Annotated in this window: 16 protein-coding genes; 5 read left to right on the top strand and 11 right to left on the bottom strand. The window is 65.9% G+C overall.

All coding sequences use genetic code 11. The features are described from left to right. Positions 1 to 33: 33 nt before the first annotated feature. Both ACWHYV_RS15720 and ACWHYV_RS15715 read right to left on the bottom strand, forming a co-directional pair. Positions 34 to 411, bottom strand: a complete 378-nt coding sequence (locus tag ACWHYV_RS15720) for a DUF3015 family protein (protein WP_447977438.1) — start codon at positions 409 to 411, stop codon at positions 34 to 36. Between the two features lie 105 nt (positions 412 to 516). Next, positions 517 to 2,415 carry a MutS-related protein gene (locus ACWHYV_RS15715; RefSeq protein WP_447977437.1) on the bottom strand — a complete coding sequence of 633 codons (1,899 nt, stop codon included), beginning with the start codon at positions 2,413 to 2,415 and terminating at the stop codon, positions 517 to 519. Here ACWHYV_RS15715 and ACWHYV_RS15710 point away from each other — a divergent pair. From ACWHYV_RS15710 to ACWHYV_RS15690, 5 genes are all read left to right on the top strand, one after another. Further along, the gene (locus tag ACWHYV_RS15710) at positions 2,414 to 3,328 is read left to right on the top strand and encodes a 50S ribosomal protein L11 methyltransferase (RefSeq protein WP_447977436.1); all 915 of its coding nucleotides are present in this window, start codon (positions 2,414 to 2,416) and stop codon (positions 3,326 to 3,328) included. The genes ACWHYV_RS15715 and ACWHYV_RS15710 overlap by 2 nt on opposite strands. 93 nt (positions 3,329 to 3,421) lie before the next feature. Further along, complete coding sequence (locus tag ACWHYV_RS15705; protein WP_447977435.1) at positions 3,422 to 4,081, top strand: class I SAM-dependent methyltransferase; 660 nt, start codon at positions 3,422 to 3,424, stop codon at positions 4,079 to 4,081. 72 nt (positions 4,082 to 4,153) lie between these two features. Then, positions 4,154 to 4,915: a hypothetical protein gene (locus tag ACWHYV_RS15700; protein ID WP_447977434.1), complete on the top strand. Its 762-nt coding sequence runs from the start codon at positions 4,154 to 4,156 to the stop codon at positions 4,913 to 4,915. Continuing rightward, positions 4,912 to 7,749, top strand: coding sequence for a PAS domain S-box protein (locus ACWHYV_RS15695; protein ID WP_447977433.1), 2,838 nt, complete (start codon positions 4,912 to 4,914; stop codon positions 7,747 to 7,749). The genes ACWHYV_RS15700 and ACWHYV_RS15695 overlap by 4 nt, the downstream gene beginning before the upstream one ends. Positions 7,750 to 7,777: 28 nt before the next feature. Beyond that, positions 7,778 to 8,599: a formylglycine-generating enzyme family protein gene (locus ACWHYV_RS15690; RefSeq protein ID WP_447977432.1), complete on the top strand. Its 822-nt coding sequence runs from the start codon at positions 7,778 to 7,780 to the stop codon at positions 8,597 to 8,599. A 22-nt stretch (positions 8,600 to 8,621) separates the two neighbouring features. Here ACWHYV_RS15690 and ACWHYV_RS15685 read toward each other — a convergent pair whose 3' ends face one another. The 9 genes from ACWHYV_RS15685 to sthA form a co-directional block, all read right to left on the bottom strand. Next, positions 8,622 to 9,566 (bottom strand): IS110 family transposase, encoded by a 945-nt coding sequence (locus ACWHYV_RS15685; protein WP_447976880.1) that lies wholly within the window; start codon positions 9,564 to 9,566, stop codon positions 8,622 to 8,624. Positions 9,567 to 9,803: 237 nt separating this feature from the next. After that, positions 9,804 to 10,265 carry a hypothetical protein gene (locus tag ACWHYV_RS15680; protein ID WP_447977431.1) on the bottom strand — a complete coding sequence of 154 codons (462 nt, stop codon included), beginning with the start codon at positions 10,263 to 10,265 and terminating at the stop codon, positions 9,804 to 9,806. A 133-nt stretch (positions 10,266 to 10,398) separates the two neighbouring features. After that, positions 10,399 to 11,163: an alpha/beta hydrolase gene (locus tag ACWHYV_RS15675; RefSeq protein ID WP_447977430.1), complete on the bottom strand. Its 765-nt coding sequence runs from the start codon at positions 11,161 to 11,163 to the stop codon at positions 10,399 to 10,401. 40 nt (positions 11,164 to 11,203) lie between these two features. Continuing rightward, the gene (locus ACWHYV_RS15670; protein ID WP_447977429.1) at positions 11,204 to 11,773 is read right to left on the bottom strand and encodes a DsbA family oxidoreductase; all 570 of its coding nucleotides are present in this window, start codon (positions 11,771 to 11,773) and stop codon (positions 11,204 to 11,206) included. Between the two features lie 3 nt (positions 11,774 to 11,776). Further along, a complete protein-coding gene (locus tag ACWHYV_RS15665; protein ID WP_447977428.1) occupies positions 11,777 to 13,060 on the bottom strand; it encodes a hypothetical protein in 1,284 nt (427 codons plus the stop codon). 12 nt (positions 13,061 to 13,072) lie between these two features. Then, a complete protein-coding gene (gene thiD / locus ACWHYV_RS15660; protein ID WP_447977427.1) occupies positions 13,073 to 13,867 on the bottom strand; it encodes a bifunctional hydroxymethylpyrimidine kinase/phosphomethylpyrimidine kinase in 795 nt (264 codons plus the stop codon). Between the two features lie 574 nt (positions 13,868 to 14,441). Next, positions 14,442 to 15,110, bottom strand: a complete 669-nt coding sequence (gene tenA, locus ACWHYV_RS15655; RefSeq protein ID WP_447977426.1) for a thiaminase II — start codon at positions 15,108 to 15,110, stop codon at positions 14,442 to 14,444. Positions 15,111 to 15,132: 22 nt separating this feature from the next. Continuing rightward, complete coding sequence (locus ACWHYV_RS15650; RefSeq protein WP_447977425.1) at positions 15,133 to 16,119, bottom strand: ABC transporter substrate-binding protein; 987 nt, start codon at positions 16,117 to 16,119, stop codon at positions 15,133 to 15,135. Positions 16,120 to 16,143: 24 nt separating this feature from the next. Further along, positions 16,144 to 17,577, bottom strand: coding sequence for a Si-specific NAD(P)(+) transhydrogenase (gene sthA / locus ACWHYV_RS15645; RefSeq protein ID WP_447977424.1), 1,434 nt, complete (start codon positions 17,575 to 17,577; stop codon positions 16,144 to 16,146). Positions 17,578 to 17,896: the final 319 nt, after the last annotated feature.

The raw sequence follows: 17,896 nt of genomic DNA, 5'->3' as shown, positions 1-17,896 counted from the left end.
TCCGTTGCGAGGCCAAGGAGGTGCGGGTAGGTCTCAGTGCCGGCTCAGCCGGGCCAACAGGTCGGCGGGGGCCGGCTCGACCCCTGTGCGGCCGTAGTCTCTCTGGGCCGACTGGAAGAATGCGGCCTGTTCATTGTCGGGGACGCCCAACAGGACGCCCAGCGAGGCGAGATATTCGCCGCCGCCCGCCGCCATGTCCTGCGTCAGGTTGTCCCGGTTCAACGCGGCAAACGCCTGCGCCGCCTCACCCTGCCGCACCAGTCCGTCTTCGGTGAACCAGGACCGTCCGGACGTGCTCACCGTGGTGTTCTGGGTCGTGTCGGTAATCTGTTGAGTCGTCCCGCGCAGCGTGCACGCGGAGAGCGCGAGCAGCACGATGAGCGGGCCAGCGCCCAGCCAGGTCGTTCTCATGATCGCCTCCTCATCCTCGTCATCCTCGCCATGTGAAAGCCTTGCCTTCACGGTAGCAGCCCCTGCCCGGGACAGTAAAGACGGGCGGCGCCTACAGGGTTCTTCTCACCGATCCGGCTGTGCCGGGCCTTCGCCGGGTGGGCGTTCGGGCTCGCGGCCCTCGGCGATCGGCAACCCCTCCAGCGCCATGATCCGCAGCGCGTTCGTGGTGGGGCACGGCCCCGGCCGCAGGAGATAATCGAACCGGAGCTGATTCGCTGCGACGGTTTCCTGGAAGTGCGCGTTCTTCAGCCCCGGCACCGTGCCGTCGAGCTCCGCCAATTCCAGGTCGTGCGTGGTGACGAGCCCGAGGGCATGGCCGCCGGCCAGCGCACGGATGTAAGCGCGGCTTCCGATGAGCCGTTCGCGATTGTTCGTCCCTTTGAAGATCTCGTCGATGAGGAAGAGGACCGGCGCGCTTCGCCAGTCCCGCGCGGCGTCGAGGATCTGCCTGAGCCGTTTGACCTCGGCGTAGAAGAACGACAGGCCGGCTTCGAGCGAGTCGTCCACCCGGATGCAACACCGGATCCGCAACCAGGTCCATTCGAACGAGGCGGCGCACACCGGCCCCCCGGCTTGGGCGAGGCACGTGTTGATGCCCAGCGTGCGGAGAAACGTGCTCTTGCCGGACATGTTCGAGCCGGTGACCAGGAGCACGGTCCCAACCCCGGTGAGGTGAAGATCGTTCGCGACGCGTTGTGCGGCGGGGAGCAGCGGATGCCCGAGGGCCTTGGCGGCGACCCCTGGACCATGGCCGTTGCGGGCCGGCTCCTCGGTGGACCGGACCGCCGGCCAAACGTAGGCGGGGTGGAGGTAGGCGAAGTTGCCGAGCGCGGCGGCCGCGTCGAGCTGCGCCAGCGTCTCGAGCCAGCCCGGCATGTGTTGGAGCACCGAGGCCCGCACGCGCTCCAGACGGTGGGTGAAGAAGAGATCCCACGGGCCCACGGCGTTGACGGCCAGGTGCACCAGCGGATGCGCACGAATGCTCAACGCCTGTGCGACCCGAGCGAGGCGGCCGATGGCGGCGGAGGGCCTGGCTCGGCCCGTCGTCAGCCCGCGGCAGAGGTCCGCGAGTGCCGGCGTCAGGTGGCGGCGGCGTTCGAGGTAGCGGAAGACCGCGCCGAGCTTGTCCAGCTCTTGATGCAGCGAGAGGGCTCGCCCGAAGACGGGATCGATGCGGTCCGACGACAAGAAATAGATCGCCGCGTAGAGGCCGAAGGTGAGGACCCAGTACTGAGGGACGCCGGCGATCGCGGCCGCCGAGGCCAGGCTGAGCGTCGCCGCGGCGAGCAGGGCCTGAATGCCGAGGAGCGGGATGAGCAACGGAAAGCCGATCGGCGGCGTGAGGGCCGCGTGAATCCGATCGCCGTCCAACTCCGCTTCGCTCACGCGCATGGCCTCCAGGGCCAGGCGGTCGCGGAACAAGGGGAGTCCCGTCAATTCCCGGATGAGCGCCTGCCGCGCCGTCCACTCGATGGGCGGCGGCGGTTGCTCCAGCAGCCAGGCGGCCAGTCGCCGGCGCCCGTTGCTGGAGTGGGTCGTGTCGAGCAGATGGAGCAAGGAATGCGGCCCGACCAGATCGAGATCGCGCGCGTAGGGGTGGCCCTCGGGGACCGGGACCGGCCGAAACGGGATGGCCGGCCAGTCCAGATGGAGGCGGGCCAGATGGACGGCTTTGAGGTGCCGCCAGCCGCGCAGGCGCTGCAACCGGTCCTCGAGCCTGCTATGATAGCGCGCGACGATCAAGAAGATCGCGAGGAACAGGACCAGCGACGCGTTCCCCAGGTGAAACCACCGCTGATGAAAGAATGTGATGCAGACCGCGGCGCCGGTGAGGAAGATCGCCAGGCGCCAACGCGTGTAGCGGCTGCTGACCGCCGCCCCTTGCGCGAGCAGCCGATCGAGGCGCGCCAACGTGCGCCGCAACAGGCGTTCGCGGGCGTCTCCTGACGTCGTCTCCGACATGAAAACGACCTTACCCGTTCACCCTGAGCGCGTCAACCGGAACGCCCCGGCGCGCGAATGGATCGACGTCCGCATCACCGGCCAGGTCGATGCGGGCGAGCTCATGGGGCTGCTCGAAGACCCCGCGCTGTCCGGCGCCTGGCAGGACCAGGACGCCGTGCATCTGTACTGGCCGCGCGAGCACTGGAATCCCGATCGGCTGCACGGTCTCAAAGCCGCGCTGCACCGACTCACGGCCGGCGCAGCGGATCTCCCCATCGCGATCGAGACGCTTGCCGACCAGGATTGGAATGCGGTCTGGGCCCGGTCGGTCCAGCCGTTCCGCATCGGTCGCCGGATCGTCATCCGGCCGAGCTGGGCGGCGGCGTCGCTCCATCCCGGCGACGTCGAGTTGATCCTCGATCCCAAGCAAGCGTTCGGCACGGGCCACCATGCGACCACTCAGTTGTTGGTGGAATGGCTCGAGGCCCACGTGCGCGGCGGCGAGCGCGTGCTCGACGTGGGGACGGGGAGCGGGATCCTCGCCATGGTGGCGTTGCGACTGGGGGCCGCCCGGGCGGTGGGTGTCGATACCGATCCCGTGGCGGTCGACTGTGCGCACGGCTACGCGGTCGACAATCGGTTCGGTCCCGAATTGACCTTGCGGACGGGGACGGATTGGGGGCGGGAGTATGATCTGGTGCTGGCGAATCTCGATCGCCGGACCCTCCTGGACCTGCGTGCCTCCTTGGCCGCGGTGCTCACGGCCGACGGACGGCTCGCCTGCTCGGGCGTCTTGGAGGGCGATCGGGAGGAGATCGTCGCCGCTTTCGCCGAGGTCGGGCTCGCGGCCTCGTGGCTCCAGGCGCGCGACGGCTGGCTGGCGCTCTCGTTCCGGCGCCCGGCGGCGACGTCACCGCCTGTTTGCCCCTAGCAGGAATAGGGGTGAATGTGGGGAAGGACCGTCCACTTGGCACTTGTCGTTTCTTGAAATTATGGCAGGATTAAGGTCACCAATGAGGTAGGGATGCTGCGGGAGCTGGAACCGGAGGTCATGGATGATCCCGAGCAGGCCGCGGCGTACGCGGCCGCCGACTTCAGCCACGAGAATCAGGCCTTCGTCGACTATTTCCTCGCCGCCTATCCCGATTTCACGGCCGGCCACGTCCTCGACCTCGGATGCGGTCCCGCCGATATCCCGATCAGGCTCGCTCGGGCGCTTCCCGGTTGTCGAGTCACCGGCATCGATGCCTCCCCGCCCATGGTCCGTCTGGCGGAACGGGCGGTCGAGGAGGCCGAGCTGGCGGACCGGATCACGGTGCAATGCCAGCGGGTCCAGAGCTTGTGCCTACCGGAGCCCGCCGACGCCGTCATCTCCAACAGCCTGCTGCATCATCTCGCCAATCCCCTGCAGTTCTGGTATGCCGTCAAGCGATGGACGAAGCCGGGCGGGCTCGTCCTCATCATGGACCTGATCCGCCCCGACTCTCCGGAAGCCGCGCAGGCGATCGTCGATCGCTACGCGGCGGGTGAGCCGGCGATTCTCCGGCGTGATTTCTTCAACTCCTTGCGGGCCGCGTTCACCGAAGACGAGGTGGCCGGCCAGCTTGCGGAAATGAACCTGACGCGTCTCCTCGTCGACGTCCTCGACGACCGGCATTGGATCGTGGGCGGCTATGCTCAGTGAGGGGGTGGATGCGCCGCCGGCGGGCCGCCCAACCGCAGGCGTGACGCCGCACACGCCGTCGTCGGGGGCCAGATGAGGCCCGAGCCGATCGAGGACCCGGACCATAGGATGTATCCCCTCGAGCAGTTCGGTTTGAAGGAGATGACCGAGTGCGGAGCGGCGATCCGCAGGCTCGGGAGCGAGGCGACCTCCTTCGACGATGTCGCGGGCCGGATCGTCCGGTATCTGCGGGATCATCTCCTCGATGCCGCGGGCCGGCCCGCCTGCCTGCTGGTGCGGTTCTTCAAAACGCATCGCTATGACCGGATCAGTCCCGCCTTGCAGCAATTTGCCTCCCGCAAGGTGAATGGAACGCCCATCGAGCCCCATCGGAAGTGCTTCGTGCTCATGGCGAGCGCCGGGCAACAGCCGGAGTGGAACAGCCGGGAGCACTCGGCGCGCTTCAAGGCGATTCCCATCGTGGGAGACCAGTTCGTCGCGCAATTTCCCATGTTCTCCCAACTCCTCACCCAGTTCGGCGTCGACGTCGGCGCCTGGTTCCAGCCGGGGTCCGAGCTCCTCGTCGATCGGAACGAGACCGCCTTCAACGTGTTCCACGTCGCCGAGGCGTCCGACAGCCCGTATATTCCGCTTCAAGAGGAGTTCGTCGTGCCCTACGGGGTCCGCTCGGTCTTGGGGTTCGGGAGCCTGCTGCCGTCCGGCGAGATCTTCGCCGTCATCCTCTTTGCCAGGGTGACGGTGTCCCGGGAGGTCGCCGACCTGTTCAAGACCATCGCGCTCTGCTCGAAGATCGCCCTGCTGCCGTTCGAAGGGGAGGCGACGTACATTTCATGAACGAGCCGCGGCCGACGGAGAGCGGCGCCGGGAACATCGGCCGGGAGATGGAACGGTTGAAAGCCCGAGCCCAGGCGCTCGAGCAGCTCCTGGCGGTCCACGAGCAGACCGTCATCGTGCAGGCGGACCAGCTCGCCAAGACCGTCGCCGAGCTGCGGAGGCAGGCCGATGAGCTCACGCGCTCCGACAAGATCATCCGTGAGAGCGAAGCGCGCTTCCGCCTGGCAATGGATGCGGCCAATCTCGGAACGTGGGACTGGGACATCGTCATTGACCGGGTGACGTGCTCGGACAACCTGACCCCGCTGTTCGGTCTGCCCGGGGGCAGCGAGGTGACGTACGCGGCGTTTCTCGATGCCGTCCATCCGGATGATCGCGACGGGGTCGCACGGGCCGTCGAGCAGGTGCTCCGGCACGACACCGAGTACGCCGTCGAGTTCCGAACGCGGTGGCGGGATGAGACCGTGCACTGGATCGCCATGAAGGGTAAGCTGTACCGGAGTGTCTCCGGGACGCCGGTGCGGATGATCGGCATCGCCATGGATATCACCGATCGCCGGCGGAGCGAAGAAGCGTTGCGGGCCTCGGAAGAGCGGTATCGGCTCCTGTTCGAACGCAATCCGAATCCCATGTGGGTCTATGATCTGGACACGCTCGCGTTCCTCGAGGTCAACCAGGCGGCCGTGTACCACTACGGCTACTCGCGCGACGAGTTTCTCGCGATGACGATCCGGGACATCCGTCCTCCGGAGGACGTCCCCTCGCTGCTCCGGAGCGTGGCGAGGGAGAAGGAGGGATACGGCCATGCCGGGCTCTGGCGGCACCGCAAGAAGGACGGGACGATCATCGACGTCGAGATCGCCGGCCACACGATGGCCTTCGGCGATCGCCGAGCCGAGCTGATCCTCGCGCGCGACGTCACCGAGCAGACGCGCGCCGAGCAGGCGCTCCGGCACAGCGAAGAGCAGTTCACCTCCTTCATGGACAATCTGCCGGGATTTGCCTGGATCAAGGACGCCGCGGGCCGGTATCTCTACACCAACAAATATTTCGAGTCGGTGTTTTCCCTCTATTCCGCGCGTTGGTTCGGAAGGACCGACCACGACGTGTTCCCGCCCGACATCGCTGACCAGTTCGTGGAGAACGACCGGAGGGTCCTGGCGAGCGGCCACGAGATCCGGACGACCGAGACCTTCCTGCTCCAGGACGGCCCGCACGTGGGGCTCGTCACCAAATTTCCGATCCTGCGGCCGGGCGGCGTCATGCTCGTCGGCGGTATTTCCATCGACATCACGGATCGAAAACAGGCCGAGGAGGCGTTGCGAGCCAGCGAGGAGCGCTTCCAAGTGTTCATGAATCATAGCCCGGCGATCGCGTTCATCAAGGATGAGGAGGGCCGGCATCTGTACGTCAACGAGCCGTTCGCCCGGTGCTTTGGAAAGCCGGTCGGGGACTGGATCGGGAAGACCGATGCCGAGCTGTGGCCGGAGGACATCGCACGGCAGTTCCGCGAGACCGATCGGATGGTGTTGCAGGGCGACAAGCCGGTCGAGCTGGAGGAGGTGGCTCCGGCCGCCGACGGCACGCTCCGACACTGGCTCGTCTTGAAGTTTCCCTTCAAAGACGGGTCGGGCAAGAAGGTCCTGGCGGGCATCGCCCTGGACATCACGCAGCGCAAGTACCTGGAAGAGCAGCTCCGGCAGGCGCAGAAAATGGAAGCGATCGGTCGCCTGGCCGGGGGCGTGGCGCACGACTTCAACAATCTCTTGACCGTCATCTCGGGGTATAGCGAGCTCCTCCAATACCACCTGCGCGGCAACGAGACGCTCTGGAAATACGCCGAGCAGGTGAAGCTCGCGGGCGACCGGGGATCGGCGCTCACGCGGCAGTTGCTGGCGTTCAGCCGGCAGCAGGTGCTGCGCCCGGAGGTGCTCGACCTCAACGCCGTGATCACCGATCTGCTCGATATGCTCCAGCGGCTCATCGGCGAACACATCGTCCTCGAGACGGCGCTCGACCCTCGGCCGGCCTTCGTGAAGACGGACCCGGGCCAGCTCGAACAGGTGCTCTTGAATCTCGCCATCAACGCGCGTGATGCAATGCCCGACGGCGGCCTGCTCCGGATCGAAACGGCGCACGTCCGATCCGATGGGACGGCCTGCGAAGGGCTCGGGAGGTTGGCGCCCGGACCATACGTCCGCCTGACCGTTCGAGACACCGGCTGCGGCATGGACGACGTCACTCAGGCGCGCCTGTTCGAGCCGTTCTTCACCACCAAGGATCAGGGGAAGGGGACGGGGCTCGGCCTCGCGACGGTCTACGGCATCGTCACGCAAAGCCAGGGCGCGATCACGGTGGAGAGCGAGCCGGACCGAGGGACGAGCTTCATCATTTACCTCCCGGTCAGTGAGGCGGCCGTCGATGCGCCCCCCGAGAGACGGGAGGCCCAGGAGCCGCAAAAGGGCTCCGAGACCGTCCTGGTGGTGGAGGATCAGCAGGGCGTCAGAGGCTTTCTCAAGAACCTCCTTCGCTTGAACGGCTACCGGGTCCTGGAAGCGTCGGACGGGGAGGAAGCGCTTCGCATCTGTCGTTTACACCCCGGGGAGATCCAGCTCCTGCTGACCGATATCGTCATGCCCGGGATGAGCGGCCGCGAGCTGGCGGAGCGATTGTCCGGCGAGCCGGGGACTCCGAAGGTGCTGTTCATGTCCGGCTACACGGACGACGCCGCCCTGCACAGCGCGGTCGCGGACTCCGACGTCGCGTTTCTCCAGAAACCGTTCAGCCCGCTGGCCTTGACCAGGAAGATCCGCGAGGTGTTGGATGCTCGATAAGCCGTCGCCCTGAACCGTCGCCCCGCCGATGCACGTGCTCATCCTCGCCTCCCTGCTGCTGGTCCTGACCGTCACCGCCGGGCTCGTCCCGGCCCATGCCCAACTCGATCGTCTCCGGCAACTCAAGAAAGAGGCGCCGCCGGCTCAGCCCGCCGAGGCGCCGATGGTGCTGATTCCAGCGGGTGAGTTTTGGATGGGCGTCGACGGCCTCCGGGGTCTGGAGGACGAACGACCGCGCCATCGCGTCTGGTTGGACGTGTATTGGATCGACCTCTACGAGGTCACGACCGCGCGCTACGCCGCGTTCCTCAAGGAGACCCGGCGGGCCGTGCCGCTGTTCTGGGAGACGGTGGACCTCACCCAGCACGGCGACCGGCCGGTGATCGGGGTCGATTGGGCGGACGCCGAGGCCTATTGTCGGTGGGCCGGCCGGCGTCTGCCGACGGAGGCCGAATGGGAAAAAGCGGCACGGGGAACCGACGAGCGGCGCTATCCCTGGGGGAACCACGACCCGACGCCCGAGTTGGCGAACTTCGCGATCGGCGCGCGGTTCAGTTATGCGCAAACGCTCATGCCGGTCGGGCGCTACGAGAAAGGGAAGAGCCCGTACGGCGTGCACGATCTCGCGGGAAACGTCTGGGAGTGGGTACAGGATTGGTACGGCGCGAGCTACTACGAGGCCAGCCCCGAGCGCAATCCCCAAGGGCCGGAGCACGGCATGTTCAAGGTCCTCCGCGGAGGCGCGTGGTCGGAGCTGCCGAAATATCTCCTCACGTTTGGGCGCTTCAAGCTCCCGCCGAACACCCGGAACAGCTACATCGGCTTCCGCTGCGCCAAAGGCGAAGGTTGAGGTTGAGCAACTGTCTTGATTGTCAAGCGGGCGAGCTGACTCGCCACGGTGATTGATGTTTGACCATCGCGTTGAGAATGGTCAGGAGCTTGTGCATGCAGGCGACCAGGGCGACCTTGGGCGCCTTGCCGACGGCCCGGAGTCGGCCATAGAACGCCTTGATCACCGGATTCCACTTCACCGCGACCAGCGTCGCCATATAGAGGACCTGCCGCACGGGGGCGCGGCCGCCCCAGCAGGTGCGCCGGCCGCGCAGCGTGCCGCTGTCGCGGTTGAGCGGCGCCACCCCGACCAAGGCCGCCAGGTGTTTGTGGCTCAGGGTGCCGAGTTCCGGGAGTTCCGCCAGGAGCGTGCGGCTCATCACCGGGCCAACGCCCGGCACGCTGCGCAGCAGATCCTCCTTTGCGCGCCACAGCGGCAGCGACTGGATCAACTGCGAGAGCTCCTCATCGACCTGGGCAAGGTGGCGGTCCAGCCAGGCGAGATGGGCCTCGAGTTGGCGCTGCACACGCCGGGGCGCCGTCCCCAGGCGGTTCTGCTCGGCGGTCCGCATGTCCAGGAGCTGCCGCCGGCGGGTCAGCAGCGCCCGCAGCTCCTGGGTGGCCTGATCGGCGATCGGCCGGGGCGCCGGCCGGACCGCTTCGGCAAACTGCGCCAGGACGGCGGCGTCCAGCGCATCGGTCTTGGCCAACCGCCCGGTGGCTTTGGCAAAATCGCGCACCTGCCGCGGATTGACGACGCAGACCGGCAGCCCCGCAGCCGCCAGGGCGCTCACCAGCGGCAGTTCGAGGCGCCCCGTCGCCTCGACCACGATGGCGACCGGACGCGCGGCTTGGAACTGCTCCACCAACGCCTTGAGACCGGCCTCGGTGTACGGCACCACCTGCCGCGCCCCCGACGGCCGCTCGGCGCAGTCAAGCTGCTCCTTGGAGACGTCAATGCCAACAAAGCGAGGCGTGTCAGTCATGGGTGCTCCTCCTCGTGAAGGCCTCCGACTCGCTCGGCCTTGCCACGATGCGGGCTCACGGCCCAGGCAACTGTACGAGCTTGGGGAGGCAAGGACGTGACGACCACGCTCAACCACGGTCTACGGGACCGAAGGTTCATCGGCCTATCACGTCCGGGGTTCATGCTCGCGTCATAGTAAAAGATCAGGTGAAAGATACAAGGTTCAGGCTAAGGTTGAAGAAGACGTGCCGAGGAGTTACGGCCGGAGGAGGACGGCGGCAATGACCAGCACCGTCAGCGCGGTGAGCACGACCAGATAGATGGTCACGCTCCGGTCGCTCAGCCACTGAGTCTGCCAATCCTCGGGATAGAGGGTCTTGCCGAGGATATAGAGGTCTTGGTCGTAGAGCCCCAGGATCCGCTCGATTTCGATCAGCGCCTGCTTCGCCATGCGGTGCCGGCTCCGCTGCTGGAGGATGAGATAGGCGAAGACCGCGGAGAACAGCGCCACGCCGGTGATCGCAAAGAGGGCCGTCGTGAAGTCGGGGCGGGGGCGGGCCGGCACGGCGAGCATCGTCACGAGCAGCAGCACGAGAAACGCGCTCGCGAACGCCGTCAGCCGCATCATCTGCTCACGCCGCCGGAACACCTCTTCCTTGTACCAGGGGTACAGGACCTTCAGGACTTCGAGCTGCTCTTCACGCAACATGCCCGGCATGGCAACACCTTAGAGACGCAAACAACCGTTGAGTCCGTTAGGTCAGTTTGGTCGGGTTAGTCCGTTTAGTCGGTTCGGTCCGTTACGAGTCAACGGACACAACGGACTCAACCGACCTAACTGACTCAACGTCCTATCCCAAGTGCTTGACGAACCATTCGGCGATGAGCGTCGTCATCCTACGAAAGTCGTCACCCTTTGTAAATCCATGGTCGGCCCCCGGGATGATCTCCAGGTGCTTCTCCGTCCGCACCGCTTCGAACACCCGGCAGCTTTGATGCAGCGGGACCAGTTCGTCGCAGTCGCCCTGCACGATCAGGACCGGCGCCTGAATCGACTCGGCCGCCTTGTACGCGTCGTACGTCAGCGCATCTTCATAGAGTCGGTACTTCAACCGGACGAGCCCCGGGCCGCCGGTCACGTCCGGCACCTCGTGGGACTCCTTCCAGTGCTGCATGCCCGCGACGCCGAACTCGAGCCGGAGCGTCTCCGGGAAGTCCGGCACCGGGCACTTGAGCGCGAGTGCGGCCAGGTCGCGGCGCTGGGCCGCCGTAAGGATTGCGACGAGCCCCCCGAAGCTCGAGCCCATCAGGGCGACCCGCCGATACCCCTTTTCACGCACCAGGTCGAGCGCCGCTGAAGCCTGACCGAGCGCCACGCTCACGGTGATGTCCTCGAACGGCCCTTGACTCTCGCCCTGTCCGAAAAAATCGAACCGGAACGTGGCGATGCCCCGTTCGTTCAAGAGGCGGGTGAGCGTCTTGTTCGTCGTGCTCTGCTTCGAGGAAAGAAAGCCGTGACAGAGGACGGCGACGCGATCGGTCGAGACGGCAGGCGTGGAGAGCAGACCCGCAATGCGGTGACCCTCGGCATCGTAGAACGTGACGGCGTGTTCCATGTTTCGCATTCTAACACCCTCCGCCCTCGCCTGATAGACATCACCACGCGAAGAGAAAGCGCTCGAGGACATCGGGAGCGACGAGGCCGGTCAAGGCTTCACCGTCACGGCGGATGAGATCGGGGACGCTGCCGCGGCCTTCTTCCAGCCAGGCCGCGTACCACTGGCCCGCGGTCCGCTTGGCCTCCGTCGTCGGCGTGAGGGCCGGAAAGCCCGCCGTCGTTGTCAATGCTGAGATCACCTGTGCATCCGAGATGTCCTTTCCGTCCCGCCAGAACGCCCGATAGAACGAGGTCGCGAGCGCTTCGGCCCGGCGGGCGTCCTGGAAGCAGGCGGTCGCGACGGCCTGAATCGCAGGACCGGTGTTCGGCTTGCCTTGCGGCAGCGCAATCGGAATCTCCGGGGCCAGACGCCGGACTGCGGCCACTTCCCGTTCCAGTTCTCGGGCAAAGGCCGGGCCCGCCGTCACCATGGGGAGGGGAAGCCGGGGCGCGTGCTGGACACCGCGCCACTCGACCCGCGCGGCGGCTCCCATCAGAGCAAGCCGTTCCTGGAAGGCGTAGCAGAACGGACAGTTGAAATCGCTGTAGAGGATGAAGGCGGCGGACATGGATCACGCGGGCGGCGGCTCTGCGATGAGGAGGGCGACTTTTGCGCCGAACAGCCCGAGGCCGAGCAGCAAGAGCGCGGCGCTGATCCACCCGGCCACCTGGACGGTGACGGAGCCCAGGTTGAACTGCCAGACCAGAGCGGCCACGATCGCGAGTCCCAAGGTGCCGAACGTCACCGCGCTCACCTGCGTGATCCTCCACCGTTCCGCGATCCGGGTCAGATGGGCGAGGTACGGCCCCCGCTTCTTGTTGCTCGGCACCCGGTTCAGCGCGAGACCGATCGGCAAGAGATGCGAGAGCGCCCCGATGATCGTCTGAACGATGAAGCCGACGAGCGCGAGGTGCGAGTAAGCCACGAGATGCAAGGTGCCGAAGGGAACCGCCGGCGGGTCCCACAGCGAATTGACGCTCACGAGGATCCCTACAGGGACGACCAGCAACAGGAAGAGCGTGGCCAGGAGGAAATGGTCGGAGACGATCCCGCCGGGTCGTCCGGCCGCCGTCCATGTCTTGAAGATGTTGATCCCGTAGAGGACGACCGCCGAGAGCACGACGGTCCCGCCGCCGATCTGGATCCACGTCGAGCCGGTCAGGAACCCGAGGACGAGGACCGCTATCCCCGTGGGGAGCAAGAAAAACGTCCATTGCGCCAGCCGGGCGCTATGAAGGCGGGTATTGAGCACGGTGGGAAAGAGATTGTGCATCGTCCCGATGATCGTGAGCGTGACGAAGCCGAGGAGATTGAGGTGGATGTGCGCCAGCCGTCCCTGTCCCACGAAGGTCGAGGGAAACAGGCGCAGGGCGATCCCTTCGCCCATGCCCAAGCCGGCAAGGAGCGCGACGAGCGCGACGCCGTAGAACCAGAGATTGAGGGGCGGCGAGACCAGGCTCGATCGCGACTGGCGGACGGCGTCGAGAAACAGCGTGAGGAATGCCACGAGGATGACCCCGCCGGCGATGCCGACGAACGTGTAGTCATGGAGGCCGAAGCCGATCAGGATGACGATCGTCCCCAGGTTGATGAGCGTGAACAGGACGGGATGCGCTTCAGGCCGGGTTCGGCCCGTCATCAGCAGCGGAGGAATGAAGGCGAGCATGGCCCCCAGGATCATTTGGGCCACCCCGCCGACCAAGGCGCTGTGCACATGGATGAGACGCAGGACCGGCGGGAGCGGCCTTCCCGTGACGATGCCGAGGAAGAGGGCCAATCCGAGGATCGACGAGAGGAAGAGCCAGAAAAACCCGGCCAACAAGAACATCGGCGGACGAAACAGCAGGTGCCTCATGTCACCTCCTGGCTACTGAGGCAGGAAATAGAAGTGGTTGGTGGGACCTTTGCCGTGACCGATGGCGAGACCGTGCCGAATCGCCTCCGTGACGTACGCCTTCGCGGTCTGTACGGCTTCCGGCAGCGACTTGCCCCGGGCGAGCTGCGCGGCGATCGCGGAGGCATACGTGCAGCCGGTCCCGTGCGTGTGCGGCGTGTCGATGTACTCGCCCTTATAGATGTTGAAGAACCGGCCGTCGTAGAGCAGATCGGTCGCCCGTTCGGCCAGCAGGTGGCCGCCTTTGATGAGGACGTTCTTGCAGCCCAGCCGGTGGATCACCTTCGCCGCCTGGCGCGCCTCGGCCAGCGATTTGATCGCCATGCCGGACAGCCGCTCGGCCTCTTGAACGTTCGGGGTGATGACGAGCGCGAGCGGGATCAGCTCCCGCTTGAGCGCCTCTACGGCGTCGGGCTCGAGCAGCGCATGCCCGCTCTTGGACACCATGACGGGATCGACGACGAGGTTCACCACCTTCTGCGGCCGCAACATCTTCGCCACGGTCGTCACGATCCGGGCCGAGGACAGCATACCGGTCTTGACCGCCGCGACCTCGAAATCGTCGAACACCGCGTCCAACTGCGCCTCGACGATCGAGGCCGGCAGCTCGAAGACCTCCGTCACCTCTTCCGTGTTTTGCGCCGTGATCGCCGTGATCACCGACATTGCAAACACGCCGTTCGCCGACATCGCCTTGATGTCCGCCTGAATGCCGGCGCCCCCGCCCGAATCGGAGCCGGCGATGGTGAGAACTTGTTTCAACGCCATAGGGCCACCGCTTTGGTGATCAATTGTCCTGTCTACGCTGACCGCTCATGCGACTGCTCTCCCGCTGTGCTCCCGGCTCAGCTTGTGGTGACAGCCGAGAACCCTTACCTTCTCTCACTGGCCGTTGTCAAACACGTCAGTAAGTAATCGTCATCGAGGCGGGATGAGTCGTGCAGCCTGCTGACCCCCTTCATCCGCGCGTGCTCATCCTTCGGGCCGGGACCAGCAGGCGGGCGGCGCCGACCGGGGGCGCTAGGCCGCCATTGTCACCTTCTCTCTCGTGGGGCTCCATCAAACACCATCGCGGCGGGGGCGGGGTGCGCTCGAAGCGTGCTCAGCGCATCGGGGGCGTCAATGATCTCGACCTGGAGCGACCGCCGCTGCGGCGGTGGCGGATCCTGTCCGAAGCGGTATTCCTGCGAAGCAGGGGAAACCGCGAGTTGATCCGCCAAGCGGAAGTCCGATCAGCCCCCGGTGCGCTGCCCCATGAGCGGAGAGGCGCCCCCGCCCCCGCCGCCACCTTTATCCGCGGGAGTGAGCACGGCCGGGCTGGTCCGCGACAGGACCCGCCGCATCACACCGGCCACGTCTCTTCCTTCCACGCCATCTCCCAGAACATCCACTCGTAGCGCGAGCTGATGACGAAGGCCTCTTCCATCCGGCGCTTTTCCGCGGGGCCCGCCTCAGAGGCCCATTGGTCGACCTTCGCCCGCATCCACCGCTGTACTTCCGCAAATTCCGGAGAGGCGTAGAGCAGGAGCCAGTCCCGATAGGGATGAGAAGATTTGGGCGGGCCGTGGCGCAAGAGATGTCGGCCGACGACGCAGTAGATCCAGGCGCAGGGGAGCGCGACGACGGTGATTTCAGCCGCCGTCCCGGTGTGCGCCACGCTCAGCATATGACGGGTGTACGCATAGTTCGTCGGCGCCATCGGGACGGAGGCCATGGCTTTGGGCGTCATCTTCCACTGCTTGCCGTACCGCTCGTGCAGCCCGCGCTCGGTGATGATCGTCTCGTTGACGAGCTTGGCGAAGCGCAAGGCCGACTCCGCGTCCGGCGCTCGCTGCGCTCCGGCGGCGAAGACCCGGGCCAGGTCGCCCAGGAACCGGGCGTCTTGGAGGATGTAGTATTTGAACTTCCGCTCGGGCAAGGTGCCGTTGCCCAATGCGACGACGAAGGGATGAGTCAATTGCGCGTCCCACATCGCCCGCGCGCGTTTTCGAAGCTGGTCGCTGAACGACATTGGTTCTCCTCCAGTGGGTGACTCAGCCCTTGCGCGGGACGCAGGCGTTCGTAAACAAGCGGTGGAGCGGGATCGGCCGGGAGATGACGCCTCGGGCGATCAGCCAGTCCTGCACCCTCTGCCACCGGTCCGCGTCCTGGTCCAAGGTTTCGGGGAGGTACGGCAGCGTGGCCTGAAACGTTTTGGCCGAGAGCGCCGGATCGGCGAGCGGATGGGCCTTGAGATAGAGGCCCAACGCCTCGTGCGGGTGCTCATGGGTCAAGGCGAGCCCGCGCGACACGGCGCGAGCGAAGCCGCGCGCGAGATCCGGCCGTCGCCGCAGCACGGTGTCCGAGGTGAAGAGGACGAGTTGATAGAGCGGCGGGACTCCGAACCGAGTGGGGCTGACGAACTCGATGGCCGCTCCCCGGAGCTGTGCCTCGACCTGCTCGTAATTCACGAACGCCCCGAATACCGCGTCGGCCCGGCCCGACAGCAGCGCGTCCGTCAAGGCGAACCCGACATCGACGGGGTGGATGTCGTCGTGCGTCAGGCCGGCGGCGTTCAACATGGTCCCGAGCACGGGGAGATCGATCTCGAGCCCGGGCCAGCCGATGCGGCGACCGCGCAGGTCTTCCAAGCGTTGGATCGGGCCGTCCTTCCGGTACATCAAGCAGACGACCGTGTCGTTCAACACCGGGCCGATGGCGATCAGCGGGGCGCCGTGCGCGCGGGCCTTGATCAGGTTGGTCTGCTCGCCGACGCCGAAGTCCGCTTTGCCTCGGGCCACGAGGTCCAGCGACTCCTCCGGGACCGTCGGGACGACGATGGACAGGTCGAGGCCCTCGTCCCGGAAAAACGCGTGCTCCTTGGCGACGACGAACGGAAGATGATCGGGGTTGAGGAACCATTCGAGCGCGAGCGTGACCAAGGGCCGTGGCGGGCGGGGACGTGCTCCGCCGGCCTCACGGGGACGGGGAGGACGCGGGACGGAGGCTGAGGACGCCTTGCGGCTGGGTTTCTTGGCCATGCCGACGATGAGGACCGTTGAGGGTCAGGCGGTGCCGACTTGCGTGGTCGCCAGGGATTGTGGAAGCCAGGGGCGCGGCAGTCGATTCAAGCCGGCCAGCGCGGCGACCATGTAGCATTCCGCTAAGGTGGGGTAATTAAACACGTTGTCGACGAAGTAATCAATTTTTCCCTCATGCGCCATCACCGCCTGTCCGATGTGGATCAACTCGGTGGCGCCCTCGCCGATGGCGTGGACGCCCAGGAGCTTGCGGCTCTGTTTGTGGAAGAGGAGCTTCAGCATGCCGATCTCGTCCCCGATCAGCTTGCCGCGCGCGATTTCCCGGTAGCGTGCGATCCCGACCTCGTAGGGAACCTTGTCCTGCCCCAACTGCTCCTCGGTCGGACCGACCATGGAAATTTCGGGAATCGTATAGATGCCGAACGGCAGCAACTGCGACTTGACCTCGCAGGGCAGCCCAAACGCATGGCAGGCGGCCAACCGGCCCTGCTGCATCGAGGTCGAGGCGAGGGCGGGAAAGCCGATGATGTCGCCCGCGGCATAGATGTGGGGCACGGCGGTCTGAAAGTGCTCGTTGACCTTGAGGCGGCCCCTCGCGTCCGGAACGATGCCGACCGCCTTCAAGTTGAGGCCGTCGCTCGCCCCGACGCGCCCCGCGGAGTACATCACCGTCGAGGCCGACAACTGCTCGCCGCTCTTCAGGTCGAGTGCGACCTGTCCGTCGGCCACCTTACGGATGCGGACGACCTGTTCGTTCAGATACAGGCTCACGCCGGTTTTCACCATGTTGAATTGGAGCGCTTCGATGATCTCGCCGTCGGCGAATTCCAGTAAACGAGGACGCTGATCGATCAGCATCACCTTGATGCCCATGGTCGCGACGATCGAGGCGTATTCGGAGCCGATGACGCCGCCGCCGACGATGACCAGGGAGCTGGGCAGGGATTTGAGCGTCAGCAATTCATCGGTATCGATCACGGTGCGACCGTCGAACGGGACCTCCGCCGGCCTGGCCGGCCGCGTTCCCACCGCGATCACGATGTGATCGGCCGTATGCTCGATGACGGTGCCGTCCGGGCGGCTGATGGCCAGGCGATGCGCGTCCACGAACGCCGCAGTCCCATGGATCAGGTCTACGTGATTGCGCGCCATCTGGTGCTCGATGATGTGGATCTCCTCGGTGATGATGTGCTGGCAGCGGAAGGCGAGGTCTTCCATCGTGATGTCCCGTTTCAACCGATAACTCTCGCCGTAGAGGCTGCGCTGATGGAGACCGGAGAGGTAGAGGACGGCTTCACGCAGGGACTTGCTCGGGATGGTGCCGGTGTTGATGCAGACGCCGCCGACCGTCTGCTTGCGCTCGATGATGCCGACTTTCTTGCCGAGCTTGGCCGACTGGACCGCAGCCTTCTGGCCCGCGGGGCCGGTGCCGATCACCAGCATCTCATAGTGCGCCATCGTGGAGCGGGCTCAGGTTAAGGATGAGGGTGAGGAACGTCTCCCAGTGAGAAGCATACCGCAGCACCGCAATCTGGCAATAGCGGCAGTACGAGAACTTCCTCCGACGCCGAGTGATCAGCTCACTTTCTTCTCCGCCCGAGCCTTCTTCTCATCCCTTCTTTGCGCCCCAGCTTGAATCGTGCTCAACCTTAGCCTGAACCTCGACCTTCTTCTCCGCTCCTTTCCTCCTGCCCCAGCCTGATCGGTCCTCAACCTCGAGCCTCACCCTCACCCTTCTTCCTATCCCCTCTTTCTTCTCGGCTCAGCCCGATCCGTC

It is taken from the genome of Candidatus Nitrospira bockiana (genome assembly GCF_965152565.1).
Note: the sequence above shows the minus strand (reverse complement) of the source record. Positions and strands in the feature narration are given on the sequence as shown.

Excerpts from the sequence above, each read along its gene's own strand:
- ACWHYV_RS15720 (WP_447977438.1), bottom strand. The coding sequence starts at position 411 with ATGAGAACGACCTGGCTGGGCGCTGGCCCGCTCATCGTGCTGCTCGCG.
- ACWHYV_RS15710 (WP_447977436.1), top strand. The coding sequence starts at position 2,414 with ATGAAAACGACCTTACCCGTTCACCCTGAGCGCGTCAACCGGAACGCC.
- ACWHYV_RS15715 (WP_447977437.1), bottom strand. The coding sequence starts at position 2,415 with ATGTCGGAGACGACGTCAGGAGACGCCCGCGAACGCCTGTTGCGGCGC.
- ACWHYV_RS15705 (WP_447977435.1), top strand. The coding sequence starts at position 3,422 with ATGCTGCGGGAGCTGGAACCGGAGGTCATGGATGATCCCGAGCAGGCC.
- ACWHYV_RS15700 (WP_447977434.1), top strand. The coding sequence starts at position 4,154 with ATGAGGCCCGAGCCGATCGAGGACCCGGACCATAGGATGTATCCCCTC.
- ACWHYV_RS15695 (WP_447977433.1), top strand. The coding sequence starts at position 4,912 with ATGAACGAGCCGCGGCCGACGGAGAGCGGCGCCGGGAACATCGGCCGG.
- ACWHYV_RS15690 (WP_447977432.1), top strand. The coding sequence starts at position 7,778 with ATGCACGTGCTCATCCTCGCCTCCCTGCTGCTGGTCCTGACCGTCACC.
- ACWHYV_RS15685 (WP_447976880.1), bottom strand. The coding sequence starts at position 9,566 with ATGACTGACACGCCTCGCTTTGTTGGCATTGACGTCTCCAAGGAGCAG.
- ACWHYV_RS15680 (WP_447977431.1), bottom strand. The coding sequence starts at position 10,265 with ATGCCGGGCATGTTGCGTGAAGAGCAGCTCGAAGTCCTGAAGGTCCTG.
- ACWHYV_RS15675 (WP_447977430.1), bottom strand. The coding sequence starts at position 11,163 with ATGGAACACGCCGTCACGTTCTACGATGCCGAGGGTCACCGCATTGCG.
- ACWHYV_RS15670 (WP_447977429.1), bottom strand. The coding sequence starts at position 11,773 with ATGTCCGCCGCCTTCATCCTCTACAGCGATTTCAACTGTCCGTTCTGC.
- ACWHYV_RS15665 (WP_447977428.1), bottom strand. The coding sequence starts at position 13,060 with ATGAGGCACCTGCTGTTTCGTCCGCCGATGTTCTTGTTGGCCGGGTTT.
- thiD (WP_447977427.1), bottom strand. The coding sequence starts at position 13,867 with ATGGCGTTGAAACAAGTTCTCACCATCGCCGGCTCCGATTCGGGCGGG.
- tenA (WP_447977426.1), bottom strand. The coding sequence starts at position 15,110 with ATGTCGTTCAGCGACCAGCTTCGAAAACGCGCGCGGGCGATGTGGGAC.
- ACWHYV_RS15650 (WP_447977425.1), bottom strand. The coding sequence starts at position 16,119 with ATGGCCAAGAAACCCAGCCGCAAGGCGTCCTCAGCCTCCGTCCCGCGT.
- sthA (WP_447977424.1), bottom strand. The coding sequence starts at position 17,577 with ATGGCGCACTATGAGATGCTGGTGATCGGCACCGGCCCCGCGGGCCAG.